Origin of the sequence: Polaribacter sp. Q13, from assembly GCF_016858305.2 — a bacterium.
Classification (GTDB): domain Bacteria; phylum Bacteroidota; class Bacteroidia; order Flavobacteriales; family Flavobacteriaceae; genus Polaribacter.
In genome coordinates this window covers 975,941-995,629 of the sequence record NZ_CP074436.1, presented here as the reverse complement: position 1 = coordinate 995,629, position 19,689 = coordinate 975,941, and the positions used below count along the sequence as shown (strand labels likewise).

Here is a 19,689-nt window from a genome sequence, read left to right as displayed (position 1 = left end):
ATGGCATCATTTAAAATTGAAGGCGGTCATAAATTAAGCGGGACCATTACTCCGCAAGGAGCAAAAAACGAAGTTTTACAAATACTTTGTGCAGTGTTATTAACACCAGAACGAGTGCTTGTAAATAACGTTCCGGATATTATTGATGTCAACAAACTAATTTTTATTCTAGGAGAATTAGGTGTAAAAGTAGAAAAGTTAAGTAGAAATTCTTACGCTTTTCAAGCGGATGAAATCAATTTAAAATATCTAGAATCTGCAGAGTTTAAAAGAGACGGAAGTTCTTTACGAGGTTCTATTATGATAGTTGGACCACTTTTAGCACGTTTTGGTAAAGGGTACATTCCAAGACCAGGAGGAGATAAAATTGGTCGTAGACGTTTAGATACCCATTTTGAGGGTTTTATACGATTAGGTGCAAAATTTAGATATAATAAAGAAGAGCATTTTTACGGAGTAGAAGCCAAAGAGTTATTTGGTGTAGAAATGTTATTAGATGAAGCCTCTGTAACAGGAACCGCTAATATTTTAATGTCGGCTGTTTTAGCTACCGGAACCACAAAAATTTACAATGCAGCTTGTGAACCTTATATTCAACAATTATGTAAAATGTTGAATTTGATGGGAGCAAAAATCTCTGGAGTAGGCTCTAATTTATTAATCATAGAAGGAGTAAAAGCTCTTGGTGGTTGTGAACATACTGTTTTACCAGATATGATTGAAATTGGTTCTTGGATAGGTGTTGCTGTAATGACACGATCTGAATTAACCATAAAAGATGTAAGTTGGGAAAACTTAGGACAAATACCAAATGTATTTAGAAAATTAGGTGTTCAACTAGAAAAAAGAGGTGATGATATTTATATACCTGCACAAGAATCTTATAAAATACAAAATTTTATAGATGGTTCTGTCTTAACGGTTGCAGATGCTCCTTGGCCTGGGTTTACACCCGATTTATTGAGTATTGTTTTGGTAATCGCTACACAAGCAAAAGGAACTGTTTTAATACATCAAAAAATGTTTGAAAGCCGTTTGTTTTTTGTTGATAAATTGATAGATATGGGCGCAAAAGTAATTTTGTGTGATCCTCATAGAGCTACTGTAATAGGTATGAATTTTGAAAGCTCGTTAAAAGCTACCAAAATGACATCGCCAGATATTAGAGCAGGAATCTCCTTATTAATTGCAGCATTATCTGCAAAAGGAACAAGTATTATAAATAATATAGAACAGATAGATAGAGGGTACGAAAATATTGAAGCTCGTTTAAAATCTATTGGTGCTAAAATTGAAAGAATTGCTGATTAAGAAAAGTTTTTTATTCATTTAAAATTACTTTTATATTATGATAAGAAGTTTGTGGAAAGAAGAGTGGAAAGATGTTAAATTTGATGAGAAAATTTCTGATGTAAAAAAATTTAAGATTTCCAATTACGGAAGAGTACTTTATTGTAAAGACGATAAAGAGTTTTTAAGAAAAAAAAGTTTTATAAATGGTTATGAAACTATTTCTGTAAAACAAGCTCTAAATAATAAACATACTAGTAGGTATGTACATAAATTAGTTGCTCAACATTTTTTAGAAAAAGAAAATGAAGAGCAAGTTTTTGTCTTACATATAAATTATGATAAAACAGATAATACCATTCAAAATTTAAAATGGGCATCAAAAAGAGAAAAAGAGTTGCATCAATTTAAAAATCCTGTGTTTGTAGAATCTATAAAGAATAAAAAAACTAGTTATAAGCTTACAGAAGGAAAAGTGAAAATTATTAAAAGGCAACTTAAAAATAAAAGAACAAGAATAACCATGATTGCCAAACGATTTGGAGTCTCGGACATGCAAATTCACAGAATTAAAACGGGTGAAAATTGGGGACATGTTGAAATTTAAAAATATAAAAAATAGTGTCAATCTGACACTATTTTTTTGTTGGCAACGTTTTTGCGTTTTAATTGAAGATATTTTAACGAATACTAAGATAATGAGTAAGAAAGATAACATCCAAGAAGAAGAAATAAAAAACGAACAAGAAACTGTTCAAGTTGAAGAAAATCAAGAGGTTGAGGCTGAAGTTGTAAAAGAAGAGCCAACACCGGAAGAGTTACTTCAAGCTGAAAAAGAAAAGTTTTTACGTTTGTTTGCTGAGTTTGAAAACTATAAAAAAAGAACATCCAGAGAAAGAGTAGAATTATTTAAAACTGCTGGACAAGAATTAATGACATCTTTACTGCCAATTATTGATGATTTTGAGCGTGCACTGACACATATCGAAGATGATAAAGAAGCAGAAGAATTAAGAAAAGGTGTTTTATTAATTTATCAAAAATTCTACAATACTTTAGAGCTAAAAGGATTGTCTAAAGTAGAAACCAATGCTGGTGATACTTTTGATGCTGAAATTCATGAAGCAATTACACAAATCCCTGCTCCGACAGAAGATTTAAAAGGGAAAATAATTGATTGTGTAGAAAAAGGATACAAATTAGGTGATAAAATTATTCGTTATCCAAAAGTGGTAATCGGACAGTAAGTTACAATTAACAATGTACAATTACCATTGATCATTGATTACTGTTAATTGATAATTGAAATAAAAATGGCAAAACAAGATTTTTACGAAATATTAGGTCTTTCTAAATCTGCAACTCAGGCAGAAATTAAGAAAGGGTATAGAAAAATGGCTATTAAATATCATCCAGATAAAAACCCTGATGATAAGGCAGCTGAAGAAAATTTTAAAAAAGCTGCAGAAGCTTATGAAATTTTAAGTGACGAAAACAAAAAAGCACGTTATGATCAATACGGTCATGCTGGTTTCGAAGGTCCACAAGGTGGTGGCGGTTTTGGCGGCGGCGGTATGAATATGGATGACATATTCAGTCAGTTTGGAGACATCTTTGGCGGCGGAGGCGGCGGTTTCGGAGGAGGCTTTGGTGGTTTTGGCGGTGGCGGTGGTCAACGACAAGCAAGAGTTAAAGGGAGTAATATGCGAATTCGTGTAAAACTTACTTTAGAAGAAATTGCCAAAGGAGTTGAAAAGAAAGTAAAAGTTAGACGTAAAGTACAAGCAGATGGTGTAACGTATAAAACGTGTACTACCTGTAATGGTTCTGGACAACAAATGCGAGTAACCAATACTATTTTAGGTAGAATGCAAACAGCTACTACTTGTGGTACTTGTTCTGGTGCTGGAGAAATTATTAATAGTAAACCAGCAGGTGCAGATGCACAAGGTTTAATTACTAAAGAAGAAACTGTTTCTATTAACATTCCGGCAGGAGTTACAGAAGGAGTTCAATTAAAAGTAGGAGGAAAGGGTAATGAAGCTCCTGGTAAGAATTCTATTGCTGGAGATTTATTAGTTTTAATAGAGGAAGTTCAGCATGAAACCTTAAAAAGAGAAGGAACAAATATTCATTTTGATTTATATATTAATTTCTCTGAAGCTGTTTTAGGTACAAGTAAAGAAGTAGATACTGTTACAGGTAAAGTAAAGATTAAAATTGATGCTGGTACGCAATCTGGTAAAATTTTAAGACTAAAAGAAAAAGGTTTACCAAGTATTGAAAGATATGGAACGGGAGATTTTTTAATTCACATTAATGTATGGACTCCACAAGAATTAAATAAAGAACAAAAGCAATTCTTTGAAAAAATGTCTGATAATGATAATTTTAAACCAAGTCCTAATAAGTCAGACAAGTCTTTTTTTGAAAAAGTAAAAGACATGTTTTCTTAATAAAGTGTTAAAGTATTTTTAAAATAGTGACTTTTTTTAAATACGTTATTTTAATACATATATTTAATATATATTTGCAGTGTTGCTGATTTTATCGGCAACACTTTTTCTTTTTCATAGCAATTTTTCCCACTCATTTATGAGTGGGTTTTTTTTATGATGAAAGAAAATATTAATATAATATAGAAATTGCAGACTTATCTTATCGTCACGCTTCGGCGTGTAGGAAAGTCCGGACACCAAAGAGTATCATAGCGGATAACATCCGTCCAACGAGAGTTGAGGACCAGTGCAACAGAAAGAATGTACAGTTAGGCTGTAGTGAAACCAGGTAAACTCTATGAGGTGCAATGCCATGTATATTAGAGCTTGAGAGCTACTCGCTCGATTCTAAAGGGTAGGCAGATTGAAGTTACGAGTAATTGTAACTCTAGATAAATGATAAGAACCTTTTTAAGGGACAGGATTCGGCTTATTAGTCTGCATTTTCTATAATTTTATTAAAACTTCAGAATTAATCAATAAAAGCTACTTTTTATTGATTAATATTCAGTCTTTTACAGAATAACTTTTTTTTATTTAGTAATTGGAGCAATCTATTATTTATCTTTTAATTTTGATATAAAAAATGTAAGTTTGTCAGACTATAATTAACAAACAATTTTACGGTAGGTTTTTAAAATTAAAAGGCTTGCTGTAACTAAAGATTTCTTTCATGAGTATTTATAAAGACTACCTTAAGCAGATAGAAGAACGAAAAGATCAGGGACTTCATCCACAGCCAATTGATGGTGCAGAATTATTAAGCAAAATCATTGAGCAAATTAAAGATTTAGATAATGAGTACAGAGAAGATTCTTTGAACTTTTTTATCTATAATGTTTTACCAGGAACTACCAGTGCTGCTGGTGTGAAAGCTAAATTTTTAAAAGAAATTATTTTAGGTGAATCAATCGTAAAAGAAATTACAACTTCTTCTGCTTTTGAACAATTATCTCACATGAAAGGTGGGCCTTCAGTAAAAGTTTTATTAGACTTAGCTTTAGGAACAGATATTGCTATCGCAAAACAAGCTGCGGATGTTTTAAAAACACAAGTTTTTCTTTATGAAGCAGATACTGCTCGTTTAGAAGAAGCGTATAAAAATGGAAGTGAAATAGCTAAAGATATTATAGAAAGTTATGCGAAAGCAGAATTTTTCACAAAACTTCCAGAAATAGATGAAAAAATAGATGTAGTAACATTTATCGCAGGAGTAGGTGATATTTCTACAGATTTATTATCTCCAGGTGGTGATGCACACTCTCGTTCAGATAGAGAATTACACGGTCAGTGTTTATTTGAACATAATAAAGAACAACAAGCCGAATTAAAAGCAGTACAAGCACAACATCCTGATAAAAGAGTGATGTTAATTGCAGAAAAAGGAACAATGGGAGTTGGATCATCAAGAATGTCTGGTGTAAACAACGTAGCATTATGGACAGGTATTAAATCGAGTCCTTATGTACCTTTTATTAATATTGCTCCGGTAATTGCTGGTACAAACGGAATTTCTCCTATTTTTTTAACAACTGTTGGTGTAACAGGTGGTATTGGTTTAGATCTTAAAAACTGGGTACAACAAAAAGATGCTGAAGGAAACACGATTCGTGATGAAAATGGAGATCCAGTATTAAAAGAAGAGTATTCTGTTGCAACAGGTACCGTTCTTACAATTAATACAAAAGAGAAAAAATTATACAACGGAGATAAAGAGTTAAAAGATATTTCTGCAGCATTTACACCACAAAAAATGGAGTTTATGAAAGCAGGTGGTTCTTACGCTGTTGTTTTTGGTAAAAAATTACAAACATTTGCTTCTAAAGTATTAAACATTGATGTTGTGCCAGTATATGCAGCATCAAAAGAAATTACTGTAGAAGGACAAGGATTAACTGCTGTTGAAAAAATATTCAATAAAAATGCGGTTGGTACAACTCCAGGTGCAGTTTTACATGCAGGTTCAGATGTTCGTGTAGAAGTAAACATTGTAGGTTCTCAAGATACTACAGGTTTAATGACTTCTCAAGAATTAGAGATGATGGCTGCTACAGTTATTTCTCCAATTGTAGATGGAGCATACCAATCTGGTTGTCATACAGCTTCAGTTTGGGATGATAAATCGAAAGCAAACATACCAAGGTTAATGAAGTTTATGAACGACTTCGGTTTAATTACTGGTCGTGATCCTAAAGGAAAATATTTTCCAATGACGGATGTTATCCATAAAGTATTAAATGATCTTACAGTAGGAGATTGGGACATTATTATTGGTGGAGATTCTCACACACGTATGTCTAAAGGTGTTGCTTTTGGAGCAGATTCAGGAACCGTTGCTTTAGCTCTTGCTACAGGTGAGGCTTCTATGCCAATTCCAGAATCAGTAAAAGTTACTTTTAAAGGAGAAATGAAATCTTATATGGATTTCCGTGATGTTGTTCACGCAACTCAACAACAAATGTTAAAACAATTTGGTGGAGAAAACGTATTCCAAGGAAGAATCATTGAGGTTCATATTGGTACATTAACTTCAGATGAAGCATTTACATTTACAGATTGGACTGCAGAGATGAAAGCAAAAGCTTCTATCTGTATTTCTGAAGATGATACTTTAATTGAATCTTTAGAGATTGCTAAAGGTCGTATCCAAATCATGATTGATAAAGGAATGGACAATGCAGGTAATGTTCTTAAAGGTTTAGTAGAAAAAGCAGAAACTAGAATTGTAGAGCTTAAAACGGGTATTAAACCATCTTTAAGACCAGATGCAAATGCGAAGTATCATGCAGAAGTTGTGATTGATTTAGATGAAATTTCAGAACCAATGATTGCAGATCCAGATGTAAATAATGATGACGTTTCTAAACGTTATACACATGATAACATCAGACCATTATCTTACTACGGAGGAACTAAAAAAGTAGATTTAGGATTCGTAGGATCTTGTATGGTTCACAAAGGAGATATGAAAATTTTAGCTCAAATGTTAAAGAACATAGAAGCACAACATGGTAAAGTAGAGTTTAAAGCACCTTTAGTTGTTGCGCCTCCAACATACAATATTGTAGATGAGTTAAAAGCAGAAGGAGATTGGGATGTTTTAGTAAAATATTCAGGTTTCGAATTCGATGATAGCGCACCAAAAGGATTAGCACGTACAAAGTATGAAAACATGTTGTATTTAGAGCGTCCAGGTTGTAACTTATGTATGGGTAACCAAGAAAAAGCAGAACCAGGAGATACAGTAATGGCAACATCTACACGATTATTCCAAGGAAGAGTTGTAAAAGATGATGGAGAGAAAAAAGGAGAGTCTTTATTATCATCAACACCAGTTGTGGTGCTATCTACAATTTTAGGTAGAACACCAACATTGGCCGAATATGAAAAAGCAGTAGATGGTATTGTTTTAACGAAGTTTAAACCTTCAACAAAACAATTAGTTAGATAATCTAAAATCTATAAATTATATTAAAAAGTCTGAGTTTTATACTCAGACTTTTTTTTGCTCTTATTTATTTAATATATTAATATACGTCTTTAATAAGGATAACCTATTTAAGGTTTTTGGGGGTTACCACGCCAAAAAAGGCGCGGTCGGGCTTTTTGTTACAATCTTTTTGTTCATGCTTCTCAAAAAGGATTTTCACTTCAATCCCTAACCCAAGCTATTAGCATTTATTGAAGTAATTGTTTATTCCGATTAACTATTTCCATCCAAATCGAGATTCGGTTAAATCCCAATGCTAAAGCATTTGTAAGTCTTCTAGTGTATCTGAGATACACCAAAATGCTTTTATCGTACCTTATAACAAAGACGAAAGTATTCTTCATTGGGCTATAAAACTCAGTATAAAGAAGAACAAGAATTTTATCAAACCAAAAATGTAGTATGGATCTTAAAAAATTTGTTCGCTTTTTTACTGCAAGCCCATCAAGGTAATTCACTAAAATGGATATCACTTCAAACTTTTTAACTTTTTTCTCTGGATTTCCATTTTGTTTTTACAACCACTAATGAAAATGGTTGTAAAACTAGGATAGAAACTAACTTAGTTCTATTCCTTTTTTATAATGGCATGGATTTTTTGATAAAATTTATTGGAAAAGCGTACTGTCTCGCAATTCTTCCCACTTTGATTTTTCCCAAGCTACTGGGGGTGGAAAACCGGAAGATTCCTTAAAATATTCCTTGGCCATAACTTTGACAGTATCTGGGAATCGTTCTGCAAGGTTGTGTGTTTCAGCGGGGTCATTTTTTATATTATATAGTTCCACAACAGGCCCTCGACCCTCCATATTGTCATAATAGATCCCTTTTTCCAAAATGCCGGTATATCTCAACAAATAATCACCTTTGATCACTACCCAGGCCGGAGGGGCAAATTTTTGTTCGGTCCCATGAGTCTTGGTGGATTTAGTGATTAAATATCCCCATCGATAAGAATGTATGCCAGCCCAAATCAAATGATCATGAATTGGTTTTTCTCCTTTTCCCATAAGGATGGGCAGAAGACTTTTCCCATCTATTTTATTTGGAACTTTTAAGCCAGCCGCATCAATGGCTGTAGGTAAAATATCCATTGTAGAAACCAGTTGTCCCGAACGCTTGGAATTGTGTATTCCACTTGGCCAATATATAAACATTGGAACCCTAAAACCTCCTTGGTAATAATTGCCTTTAGTTCCCGAGAAAGGCGTATTCCCAGGAAGAGGAGATCCCGATTTGAAACCATCATAAGAACCGCCCGCCATGGCTCCATTATCTGAAGTAAAAATGATGATCGTGTTATCAAGGGCGTTTTTGGACTTGAGAAAATCTACTATTCGTTTTACATTGGTGTCCACAGCATTTATATGGGCATAAAAATTATTCAGTGTATAGGAATCGGATTTAAACTTGTTAAAGTATTTGGCAGGAGCTTTGGGTTCGACCGAATCGTGAACAGCGTGGTAGTGCAAATCCACATAGAACGGTTTATTGCTCGCAACAGATTCTCTGATAAAGTTCAATGCCTTATCCGTAAAAACATCAGTGTTATAACCTTTCTGTTTTTCAGCATGTTTAAAATTTTCCCATACAAGATTGGAATTATAGTATTGGCTTGCCCAATAATTATAGCCGAAATAATAGTCAAAACCATTGTTCAGAGGGTTTTGCTCGTCCACCACAGATCCCATATAACCACTTTTATCAATTTGAGCATATACTTGCGGTTGTGATTGTTCCAAAACATAAGGATTTAGATTCTCCTCTAAACCATTTTTTCGAAGAATATCATTTAAAATTTTGTCGTTTCTTCTTCCTATATGCCATTTTCCAATATGCGCGGTTTTATAACCATTCTTTTGTAATATTCCTGGTAGAAGCGTGCCTGGTGTAAACCCTTTTTTATCAACATCTTCTATGATATACATACCGTATTTATTTTGATTGTTACCAGTCAATATACCCATACGTGATGGAGCACAAACATTACTAGATGTATAGGCTTTGGTGAAAATTACACCGTCTTTTGCCAAAGTGGACAATGTTGGAATTGCAGTTTTTGAGAATTCTAGGGATTTATCTACGGAATACCCTTGCAGGCTGTCTACTAAATGAACAAAATAAGGATCAAAATCTCCTGTCGTAATTGTATCGTTATTAACACCAAATTGTCCATAACCCAAATCATCCATCAAGATGAACAAGACGTTAGGCTTTTTTTCTATGGTTTCTGAGCAACCATAGATAAGAACAAGAACAAGTAGAGATATAAACTTAAAGATTTTTTTAAAATAGATAGCTTTCATGATTATATGATTTTTTACACAGCAAGATACAAAATTTAGATAATATGATTGAGATATATTATAAAAAGTAAAAAATAGATGTGTGAATATATTTTCATAAAATTTTTAAAACAAGTAGGGTAAATGAAATCAAGTTTGTATTACAATTGATTTCTAAAAGAAAAACCTATTATGATAAGAAAAAAGTTTTTTTCAAGAGTTAGTTTTTGCCCTTTAGATTCTTTAATGGGAGCTTTTTATACTGGTTTAGATTCAAGTTTTAATACTTTTAAAACGAATGGCTTTTCCACTACAACACTTGTTTGTATATCTCCTTAGACAATTCTCAGAATTAATATTTCAATTTTCATTACATTGTTAGCAAAGGCTTAAATGTGATTTTATATTGATTCTGCCAATCAATTTTTAAAATCATATTAAACCAACAATTAGAATACTGGGTTTATTACATATTTATTTCAATAAGCTCGTTTAATGTTGATTTTAATGAGCATAAATTAAATACCTAAAAAATGAAAAAAATAGTAATCATAGGCGTTTTAGTGACTATTCTTTTGGGGGTTTCAAGTTTCCATCAAAATTCTTTATTTCACTATCAGTATTAAATCTTTTCTAAGTAGAATTCAGTTATAAAACTAGTAGATATTTTGTACCTTAGTCTACTCATAAATTATTAACAACTAAATTATATATAAATCTTATGGCATTTGATATTAATATGATTAAAAAAGTGTATTCAAACGTTGTAAAACGTGTAGATGCAGCTCGAGAACTTACAGGAAAACCTTTAACTTTAGCAGAAAAGATACTGTACTCACACTTGTGGGACAAAACATCTAACAAAGCATTTGTAAGAGGTAAAGACTATGTTAATTTTGCACCAGATAGAATTGCATTGCAAGATGCAACTGCACAAATGGCATTATTACAATTTATGCAAGCAGGAAAAAGTAAAGTTGCAGTGCCAACAACAACGCATTGTGATCACTTAATTCAAGCTAAAAACGGGGCAAGTTCAGATTTACAAACGGCTTTAAATACTAGTAATGAGGTTTTTAACTTTTTAGAATCTGTTTCTAATAAATACGGTTTAGGATTTTGGAAACCAGGTGCAGGAATTATTCACCAAGTAGTTTTAGAAAATTATGCATTTCCTGGAGGAATGATGATTGGTACAGATTCTCATACTGTAAATGCAGGTGGTTTAGGAATGGTAGCAATTGGAGTTGGTGGTGCAGATGCCGTAGATGTAATGGCAGGTATGGCTTGGGAATTAAAGTTTCCTAAATTAATAGGAGTAAAGTTAACCGGAAAACTATCTGGTTGGACAGCACCAAAAGATGTAATTTTAAAAGTAGCAGGTATTGTTTCTGCAAAAGGAGGAACAGGTGCTATTGTAGAATATTTTGGAGAAGGAGCAACTTCTATGTCTTGTACAGGTAAAGGTACCATTTGTAACATGGGAGCCGAAATAGGTGCAACTACTTCTACTTTTGGTTATGATGATTCAATGGAGCGTTATTTACGTGCAACCGATAGAAGTGATGTTGCAGATGCGGCAAATAAAGTAAAAGAATATTTAACTGGTGATGCAGAAGTGTATGCTAACCCAGAAGAATATTTTGACCAAGTTATAGAAATTAATTTATCAGAATTAAGTCCTTTATTAAACGGACCTTTTACGCCAGATTTGTCTACAAAAGTAGGTGCAGATATGACAAAAGCTGCTAATGATAATGATTGGCCATTAAAAGTAGAATGGGGTTTAATAGGTTCTTGTACCAACTCTTCTTATGAAGATTTATCGAGAGCATCTTCTATTGCGCAACAAGCTCTTGATAAAGGTTTAAAAATAAAATCGGAATTAGGAATTAATCCAGGTTCTGAAAAAGTTAGATATACTGCAGATAGAGATGGTATTATTGGCATTTTCGAAAAATTAGATGCGAAGATATTCACCAATGCTTGTGGACCTTGTATTGGGCAATGGGCTCGTTATGATGATCCAAAAAATGCGCCAAAAAACTCTATAATTCATTCGTTTAATAGAAACTTTGCAAAACGTGCAGATGGTAATCCTAATACACATGCTTTTGTAGCATCACCAGAAATGGTTGCAGCTGTAGCAATTGCAGGTCGTTTAGATTTTAATCCAATGAAGGATACCTTAATAAACGAAAACGGAGAAGAAGTAATGCTAGATGAACCAACAGGATGGGAATTACCACCAAAAGGTTTTGAGGTAAAAGATGATGGATTTTTAGCTCCAGAAGAAGATGGGAGTGGAGTGGAAATTAAAGTAAATCCAACTTCAGAAAGATTACAGTTATTAGAACCATTTACACCTTTAGGAAATGATTTAACAGGGGTTAAATTACTAATAAAAGCATTCGGAAAATGTACTACAGACCATATTTCTATGGCGGGACCATGGTTGCGTTATAGAGGTCATTTAGATAATATTTCTAACAACTGTTTAATTGGGGCCGTAAATGCATATGGTAAAAAAACAAACTTTGTTAAGAACCAATTAACAGGTGAGTTTGGTGGTGTGCCAGATACTGCAAGAGCATATAAAGCTGCAGGAATTAAAACTATTGTGGTAGGAGATCATAATTATGGAGAAGGTTCTTCTAGAGAACATGCGGCAATGGAGCCAAGACATTTAGGTGTTGCTGCTGTTTTAGTAAAATCTTTTGCTCGTATTCATGAAACCAACTTAAAGAAACAAGGAATGTTAGGTTTAACATTTGCTAATGAAGCAGATTATGATTTAATTCAAGAAGATGATACGTTTAACTTTTTAGATTTAAATAAATTTGCTCCAGGTAAACCTTTAACTATAGAGGTTGTGCATGCAGATGAATCTAAAGATACTATTATTGCAAATCATACCTATAACCAAGGACAGATTGAATGGTATAATGAAGGTTCTGCTTTAAACTTAATTAAAAAGGAGAACGCAGAATAAAGTTTATAAATCTTAATTTTAAAAAGCGTTAATTGAAAAATTAGCGCTTTTTAATTTTATAACAAAAAGTATGATAAAAAATAAAAGTACAATAAAGAATATCGTTTATGTAATAATAATTGGATTGTTAATTATACCAAAAACAAGACAACAAATTCAAATAGGTTTGCAAACAGTTATTGCAAAATTAAGTCCAAGTATAGAAAAAGCAGATGAAGCAAAATTAGTAAGTGGTTATAATTGGAAGTTGATAGATTTAGAAGGCAATACCTATAATTTTAATGAAGCAAAAGGCAAAGTTATATTGGTGAATTTTTGGGCAACTTGGTGCCCTCCTTGTATTGCAGAAATGCCTTCAATTCAAGAATTGTACACAGATTATAGTGATAAAATTGAATTTGTTTTGGTGTCTAATGAAACACAAGAAGTTATAAATTCTTTTTTGAAAAAGAAAAATTACAATTTTAAAACCTATAGACCTTTAACAGCACCTCCAACAACCTTTAATGTAAAAAGTATTCCAAGAACTTTTTTATTAAATAAAGAAGGTCAAATTATTATAGATGAATCTGGTGCTGCAAATTGGAATAGTGAAAAGGTTAGGGCTACTATAGATGAATTGTTAAAATGATGGAGTTTACTCTTTATTTAAATCAGAATTTATTAAAAAAGTAGTTATTCGGAATGTATAAAAATTTCGTCAAACGTTTTTAAATCATATTGAAACCTTTAAGAAAATGCATTATATTTTAAGTCTTTAAATATAAAACTTTTGATGTATTTCAAAAGTTTTTTTGATCTCTACACAAACTATGAATATAGAAAAATTCAATCATTTATTAAATCAAATATCAAAAGAACCAATACAAGTTATTGATTCAAATATTGCTATTGAAGGTTATGTGCCAATAGCTATTTCATCAAAAAATAAAGATTTATTAAAATTTGATATTTCATCTTCCACTGCGTGGGAAAAATATTTAGAAACCTTTCTAGCTAAAAATAATGCTAAAGTAGCTTTTGGAGGCTATTTAGAAAAAAGAAATATTTATGACAGAAGTGATTATTTTAAAAATCAATCTAAAGAAAAACAGCGAAATATTCATTTAGGAATTGATTTATGGTGTAAAGAAAACACCAAAGTGTTAGCGGCTTTAGATGGTGAAATTCATAGTTTTAATTTTAATAATAATTACGGAGATTATGGTCCAACAATTATTTTAAAGCATCAATTAGAAAATGAAATTTTCTATAGTTTATATGGACATTTGTCTTTAGCTTCTATAGAAAATATAATGATTGGCGATACTGTTTTACAAGGAAATTGTATAGGATATTTAGGAGATTCATCTGTAAATGGAGAGTATGCACCACATTTACATTTTCAAATTATTAGAAATTTAGAAGATAATTATGGTGATTATCCTGGAGTATCATCCGAAGAAAATATTGAGTTTTATGTAAATAATTGTCCGAACCCTAATTTATTATTAAAATTGAAGGCGTAATTGCTTGTTTTCTGTAAGTAATTCCTTAATTTATAGACTTATTGAATAACAAAAATTAAAATATTTTTTTATGAATAACTTATGGTTTTTTGATAACGTAAACCTGTTCAACTTACTTTGTCCGCATAAATTTAAAGAATATAAAAAGGGGCATTCTTTTGATGCTTATAAAAAAAGTGATTACATCTATTTTGAAGAAGACGCGGCAAGTAAAATTTACCTTATAGAAAAAGGAAAAGTTAAGTTAGGGTACTATAATGAAGATGGTACGGAGGTAGTGAAAGCTATTTTAACAAAAGGAGAGTTGTTTGGAGAAAAAGCCATTTTAGGTGAAGAAACAAGAAATGAATTCGCTCAATCGGTGGATGCTTCTACTTCAATCTGTCCGATAGGAGTAGACACTATGCACGATTTAATGCGTGATAATAAAACTTTTAGTTTAAAAATTTATAAGTTTTTAGGACTTCGTTTTAAAAAGCTAGAAAGACGATTACAATTAATTTTATTTAAAGATTCTAAAACTAGGTTTTTAGAATTTATGAAAGAATTATGTGAAGAGTTTGGCCATGATTGTGAAAAAACAGGAGATAAAATAATAGAACATCCTTATACACAAAAAGATATAGCTTCATTAATTGGTACTTCTAGATCTAACTTAAATGTATTAATGAATGAATTAAAAGAGGAAAATATTATCACTTTTAATAGAAAAGAAATAAGATTACTTCAAAAAATAGCATAAGTGTTAGCTAGCTAACATTTCAGTACTTATTAAACTTATAATTTTGTCATCAACATTAACATAAATATTAATAAGATGAAAAAAATTTTAAATTTAGCAATCGCAATTGCAATCGCAACAACATTTGTAGCTTGTAGCGATGATGACAACAACAGTACTTTACCAACAACAGGAGATTTAACAGTAGATTTTACAGGTTTAGAAGCATTAGGTGCAGATTATGTGTATGAAGGATGGTTAATTGTAAATGGAAGCCCAGTAAGTACTGGTACTTTTACAAGTGTTACTTTTCCACAAACATATACTGTTGCAATAGATGATTTACAAGCGGCAACAACATTTGTTTTATCTATTGAGCCAGCAGGTGAAACAGGAGCAGATGCGTTAGCACCAGCAGCAACTAAGATTTTAGCAGGAGATTTTTCTGGAAGTTCTGCAAGTGTAACTTCAGCAGGTATTGTTGGAGATTTTAGTACTTCTTGGGGTAAATATATTTTAGCAACACCAACAGATACTGATAGTACAAATGAAGCAAGTGGAATTTGGTTTTTAGATAACGCGAACCCTCCAGCAATTGCAGGTTTAGGTTTACCAACTTTGCCTGATGGATGGAAATATGAAGGATGGGTGGTTTTAAACGGAACACCAGTTAGTACAGGTACATTTACAGATGTAAATGCTGCAGATGATAATGCTGCAACTTCACCTTATAAAGGATCTGCAGGAAATGGACCAGGTTATCCTGGAGAAGATTTTGTTACAGGATCTGCTGCAGGAGTAGATTTTCCAACAGATTTAAAAGGAGTTACTGTAGTTATTTCTGTAGAGCCTAGTCCAGACAATAGCCCAGCACCTTTTACTTTAAAACCTTTAGCACATGAAGTTCCTGCGGATGCAATGAACGGTACGGTAATAAATATGGGATCAGGACCACAAGTATCTTTAACGGGAAGTGTAATAAGATAACAGAAAAAAATACAATCTACTATTATGTTAATGGTTGATTTATTTAAAGGGTAATTATTTTTTAATAATTGCCCTTTTCTGTATAAAAAGGACTAAATATTATTATAAGGAATGAACTTTTATTGTTGTCTAACTTATTGAAATTCGTTCTTCATAAGAATCTAAAATAACTTAAGATTGACAAAAAAAATCATTTTATATAACCTCTTTTCTGTTTTTATTTTCGGTTAAAATTTATAGTAAATTGCTTTATTTTAGAACTTCATCAATAGTTTTTAAAATGATATTACAGCCTTTTATAATTTCTTCATCAGAAATATTCAAAGGAGGCGTAATTCTCATGGCTCTAGTTTCAAATAATAAAAAGAATAGAATTAAACCGTTCTCTAAACATTTTAAAACTACCTTTTCATTTAATTCCGCAGTTTCTAAAATAGCAGCTAACATGAGTCCTCTTCCTCTAATTTCTATAATGGAAGGATGTACCAAATGTTTTCTAATAAGCGCTTCTTTTCGTAAAGATTCTTTAATAAAGTTATTTTCAGTAATTTCTTTTACAGTGGAAACACCTGCGGCAGCAATTACCGGGTGACCTGCAAATGTAGAAATATGTCCTAATTTAGGATTGTCTTTTAATAAGCTCATTTTTTGGAAATCAGCAATAAATGCGCCAATTGGCATTCCGCCCCCTAAACCTTTGCCTGTAATTACAATATCTGGAATTACATTATAGTTTTCGAATCCCCAGAACATACCTGTTCTACCAATTCCTGTTTGTATTTCATCTAAAATTAATAACGCTCCAACTTCTAAACAACGTTGTTTTACTTTTGATAAAAAACCATTTTTAGGCTCAATAAAGCCAGCTCCACCTTGTATGGTTTCTAAAATAACAGCAGCAGTTTTAGTGGTAATTTTATCAATTTCATCGTCATTATTGAATTCAATAAACCTTGTTCCGGGAATTAAAGGTCTAAACGCTTGGTTTTGTTTTTCTACCCCAGAAACGCTCATAGAACCCATTGTGTTTCCATGATAAGAATTTTTGGCAGCAATTATTTCGGCTCTATTGGTAACTCTTTTGGCTAATTTTAAAGCGCCTTCTGTAGCTTCTGTTCCAGAATTTGTAATGTAAACTGCGTTTAGATTCTCAGGAGAATTTTGTGCTAATAACTTACATAATTCTACTTGTGGTTGCTGAATAAATTCGCCGTAAACCATAACATGTGCATACGCATCTAATTGGTTTTTAATAGCGTCTGTAACTTTTGGATGATTATGACCTAAGCTATTTGCAGATACACCTGCCACGAAATCTAAATATTTTTTACCAGAAGTGTCGTAAATATAACTTCCTTTTGCTTTGGCAATTTCTATAGCAAATGGGTGAGGTGAAGTTTGTGCTTGGTACTTAAAAAAATCTGTTTTCAAGATTATTGTTTTTTAGGAGATCTATTAGGTTTAGGCTTTCCTTTTGTTTTTACTTTCTTTTTTTTATCAAGATTAACAGAAGGTTTTTTGCTTTTTACTTCCTCTTTAAGAGGTTTTTTACTTTTATCATCATGTATAAAAATATCTTCCATTTTTTTTGGTTGTTCATCTTCTCGCCAAATAAAACCTTTTAGCTTTCTAACATCATCTGGTAGTTTAGATGGAGGATAGGTGTTACCATCAGATTTTTTTAAATATTTGATAGTTTCAATCTGTCCTTGTTCTAAAGTGAATTCGATATTACTAGATATTTCTTTAGTAATCGTTTCTAAAACTTGAGTATCTTCATTTCTGTTGAAATAAACAGATTCGGCATTTCCTTTAACCAAAAGTAAGTGCAATTTATTCTCTCTAAACTTCCCAAACATATTTCTACCTTTAATTTGGTTGAAATCTTCTTTAGAAATAGAATCTTTAGAAACGATAAAAGAGTTATTTAATACTTTTAAAGAATCTAATTTTTCTGTTTCTACATTAGAAAGTAAATGAATGGTATCTCCTGTAATTTGATTTTGATCAGACCAAATTACCGGATTTTTAAACATTCTGGTTAATCCATTTACTTGATTTGTATGTATAGAATCGCACTTTCCTTGTAAATCAGATTTAAAAATTTTTACATTATGATAGATTCGTACAATTCTTTTATCAGGTTTGCCTGTAACTAAAATAGTATCTCCATGAATAAACATAGAATCTTTGTCTATAATAGAAATGGCTAAGGCTTTTTTAATAATATACAATGAATCTTTCAATTCAAATATTTCTGCGTAATTTCCTCTTGTTATAAAATTCTGTACAGTATCTATAACTTGAATATTATTGGTTGCAGAAGCAAAACCTTTTCTTTTATCATAATACAAACTATCACCTTCTACAGTCCTTTCTTTTAAATAGAGTTTTGCGTTTTTTACAAAATGAGAAACATCTGTTTTTGTATTATAAAACCCTTTTTCACAATAAATTCTATTGTCATTTTGGGTATTTGTTATCGTAGACGGACCGTATAAATATGCAATTCCAGAGTTGGTATAATAGTCTAAATGATCAGATTCTAAGTGATGTTCTGGGTTTACAACAGTAACCCTTGTGGTTGCAGTGAATTTTTTATCGGCTAAATAAAAATTTCCATTTTTACTTTTTAAAGTATTTGTTTGGTCTTTTATGGTAGCGTAACTTCTGTAATATAATTTTTGGTTTAGTCTGTCAAAATGCAACGTATCTGTTGTTAAGGTCATTGTTGGATCTTTTAAAACCACATTTCCCCAAGAAAGAGCCTGCATAGAATTGGCATCGTAATCTGTATAATTACTAGTCTGTGTTATGGTATCTCCTTGTTTAATCAACACATTTCCAATGGCTTTAAAGAAGTTTTTATCTTTATAGTATAATGCTTGTTGGCTGGTTAAAATAATTCCATCGTGAATCATTTTAACGTTTCCAATTAACAATGTTGCTCCAGGATATTTTTCTTCATCAGCTTCTTGCTGTTCGGCATAATATTCAATTTTTCTTTTTTCTTGCGAAAAAGAAACGAAGGATGAAATAACAAGCAATAAAAAAAGGATTCTTTTCAAAATAATGAATTTATCGCAAAAATAATGAAAAGAAAATGGCTACCTATTAAAGAAAAGTGAAAATTAGTTGAAATAAATTTAGGAAAGGAAAAGTAAAGATTGTTCTAACTTTTTTGCTTTCGGAAATAATATATTATTTTCTATATGAATATGATTATTTAATAATTCTTCAAACTGTTGTAGCTTAAGATACAGTACTTTAAAAGAGATGCAAGCATTTTCTGGTATTTTGTAATTATTAGTTAATTCAGCAATTTTCTTAAAAGTTTTACTTACTTTTTCGTGATCATCTTCTATAACTTCAATAGGTTCATTTAAAGGTGAATTACTAGTATTAATTACAATCTTTTTATTTTTAGCATTTATAAGTTTCTTAATATATGGAAAAATAGTGCTTTCTTCATTTTTCATGTGCTCAAGAATACCATCTGCTATTCCTTGTATTAAAAGATTAATTTCTATGAGTTCTTTATATTCTTGCCCATAAATATTAGCTACTTTTTTACCATATTCTTTTAAGAATAGTGTATTTTCTTCTTTGTATTCGTGTTGTATTTTTATTAAAAAATCTATTAAGAAATCTAATTTCCAAGAATTATAATCTTTTAAATAATAAACCTTATTATTCACCGCTTTTAAATCTCTAATAATATGTTTTAAATTGGTGTTTTTTTCTTCACAAGCTTTATACAAAAGCATGTTTCCATGAATACTAAAATCTATTTTATATTTTTTTAAAACAGCTGCAGTATTAATGTTTTCTATAACAATAGTAGCAACACTTTTATTCATTAGAGTTATCACAATAAGAGACTTAGAATTTATTACAAAATTGATGTAGTTTTTAAGA

General features: G+C 31.4%; 14 protein-coding genes and 1 other RNA gene. 11 read left to right on the top strand and 4 right to left on the bottom strand.

Annotated features, from left to right (window positions below; translation table 11 throughout):
- From murA to JOP69_RS04030, 6 genes are all read left to right on the top strand, one after another.
- Positions 1-1,311, top strand: a complete 1,311-nt coding sequence (gene murA, locus JOP69_RS04055) for a UDP-N-acetylglucosamine 1-carboxyvinyltransferase (protein ID WP_203392366.1) — start codon at positions 1-3, stop codon at positions 1,309-1,311.
- Between the two features lie 37 nt (positions 1,312-1,348).
- Entirely contained in the window at positions 1,349-1,897 is a 549-nt protein-coding gene (locus tag JOP69_RS04050) for an HNH endonuclease (RefSeq protein ID WP_203392367.1), read from the top strand.
- A 91-nt stretch (positions 1,898-1,988) separates the two neighbouring features.
- Positions 1,989-2,537, top strand: coding sequence for a nucleotide exchange factor GrpE (locus JOP69_RS04045; protein ID WP_203392368.1), 549 nt, complete (start codon positions 1,989-1,991; stop codon positions 2,535-2,537).
- A 66-nt stretch (positions 2,538-2,603) separates the two neighbouring features.
- Positions 2,604-3,746, top strand: coding sequence for a molecular chaperone DnaJ (dnaJ, locus tag JOP69_RS04040; protein ID WP_203392369.1), 1,143 nt, complete (start codon positions 2,604-2,606; stop codon positions 3,744-3,746).
- 188 nt (positions 3,747-3,934) lie between these two features.
- An RNA gene (gene rnpB, locus JOP69_RS04035) (RNase P RNA component class A) lies at positions 3,935-4,237 on the top strand.
- 224 nt (positions 4,238-4,461) lie between these two features.
- On the top strand, positions 4,462-7,239 hold the full coding sequence (locus JOP69_RS04030) for a bifunctional aconitate hydratase 2/2-methylisocitrate dehydratase (RefSeq protein WP_203392370.1): 2,778 nt from the start codon (positions 4,462-4,464) through the stop codon (positions 7,237-7,239).
- 647 nt (positions 7,240-7,886) lie between these two features.
- Here JOP69_RS04030 and JOP69_RS04025 read toward each other — a convergent pair.
- Positions 7,887-9,584: a sulfatase gene (locus JOP69_RS04025; RefSeq protein WP_203392371.1), complete on the bottom strand. Its 1,698-nt coding sequence runs from the start codon at positions 9,582-9,584 to the stop codon at positions 7,887-7,889.
- Positions 9,585-10,284: 700 nt separating this feature from the next.
- On the opposite strand from JOP69_RS04025, the gene JOP69_RS04020 reads away from it, so the two are divergent.
- The 5 genes from JOP69_RS04020 (at position 10,285) to JOP69_RS04000 (ending at position 15,771) form a co-directional block, all read left to right on the top strand.
- A complete protein-coding gene (locus tag JOP69_RS04020; protein ID WP_203392372.1) occupies positions 10,285-12,555 on the top strand; it encodes an aconitate hydratase in 2,271 nt (756 codons plus the stop codon).
- Between the two features lie 70 nt (positions 12,556-12,625).
- Complete coding sequence (locus JOP69_RS04015) at positions 12,626-13,186, top strand: TlpA disulfide reductase family protein (RefSeq protein ID WP_203392373.1); 561 nt, start codon at positions 12,626-12,628, stop codon at positions 13,184-13,186.
- 181 nt (positions 13,187-13,367) lie between these two features.
- Positions 13,368-14,063 (top strand): peptidoglycan DD-metalloendopeptidase family protein, encoded by a 696-nt coding sequence (locus JOP69_RS04010; RefSeq protein WP_203392374.1) that lies wholly within the window; start codon positions 13,368-13,370, stop codon positions 14,061-14,063.
- Between the two features lie 70 nt (positions 14,064-14,133).
- Positions 14,134-14,805 (top strand): Crp/Fnr family transcriptional regulator, encoded by a 672-nt coding sequence (locus JOP69_RS04005; RefSeq protein WP_203392375.1) that lies wholly within the window; start codon positions 14,134-14,136, stop codon positions 14,803-14,805.
- Between the two features lie 75 nt (positions 14,806-14,880).
- On the top strand, positions 14,881-15,771 hold the full coding sequence (locus tag JOP69_RS04000; RefSeq protein WP_203392376.1) for an anti-sigma factor: 891 nt from the start codon (positions 14,881-14,883) through the stop codon (positions 15,769-15,771).
- 249 nt (positions 15,772-16,020) lie between these two features.
- Here JOP69_RS04000 and JOP69_RS03995 read toward each other — a convergent pair whose 3' ends face one another.
- The 3 genes from JOP69_RS03995 to JOP69_RS03985 form a co-directional block, all read right to left on the bottom strand.
- Positions 16,021-17,202, bottom strand: coding sequence for an aspartate aminotransferase family protein (locus JOP69_RS03995; protein ID WP_203392377.1), 1,182 nt, complete (start codon positions 17,200-17,202; stop codon positions 16,021-16,023).
- A gap of 2 nt (positions 17,203-17,204) precedes the next feature.
- Positions 17,205-18,839: an OstA-like protein gene (locus tag JOP69_RS03990; RefSeq protein WP_252191184.1), complete on the bottom strand. Its 1,635-nt coding sequence runs from the start codon at positions 18,837-18,839 to the stop codon at positions 17,205-17,207.
- 78 nt (positions 18,840-18,917) lie between these two features.
- On the bottom strand, positions 18,918-19,631 hold the full coding sequence (locus JOP69_RS03985) for a DUF542 domain-containing protein (protein WP_203392378.1): 714 nt from the start codon (positions 19,629-19,631) through the stop codon (positions 18,918-18,920).
- Between the last annotated feature and the right edge of the window lie 58 nt (positions 19,632-19,689).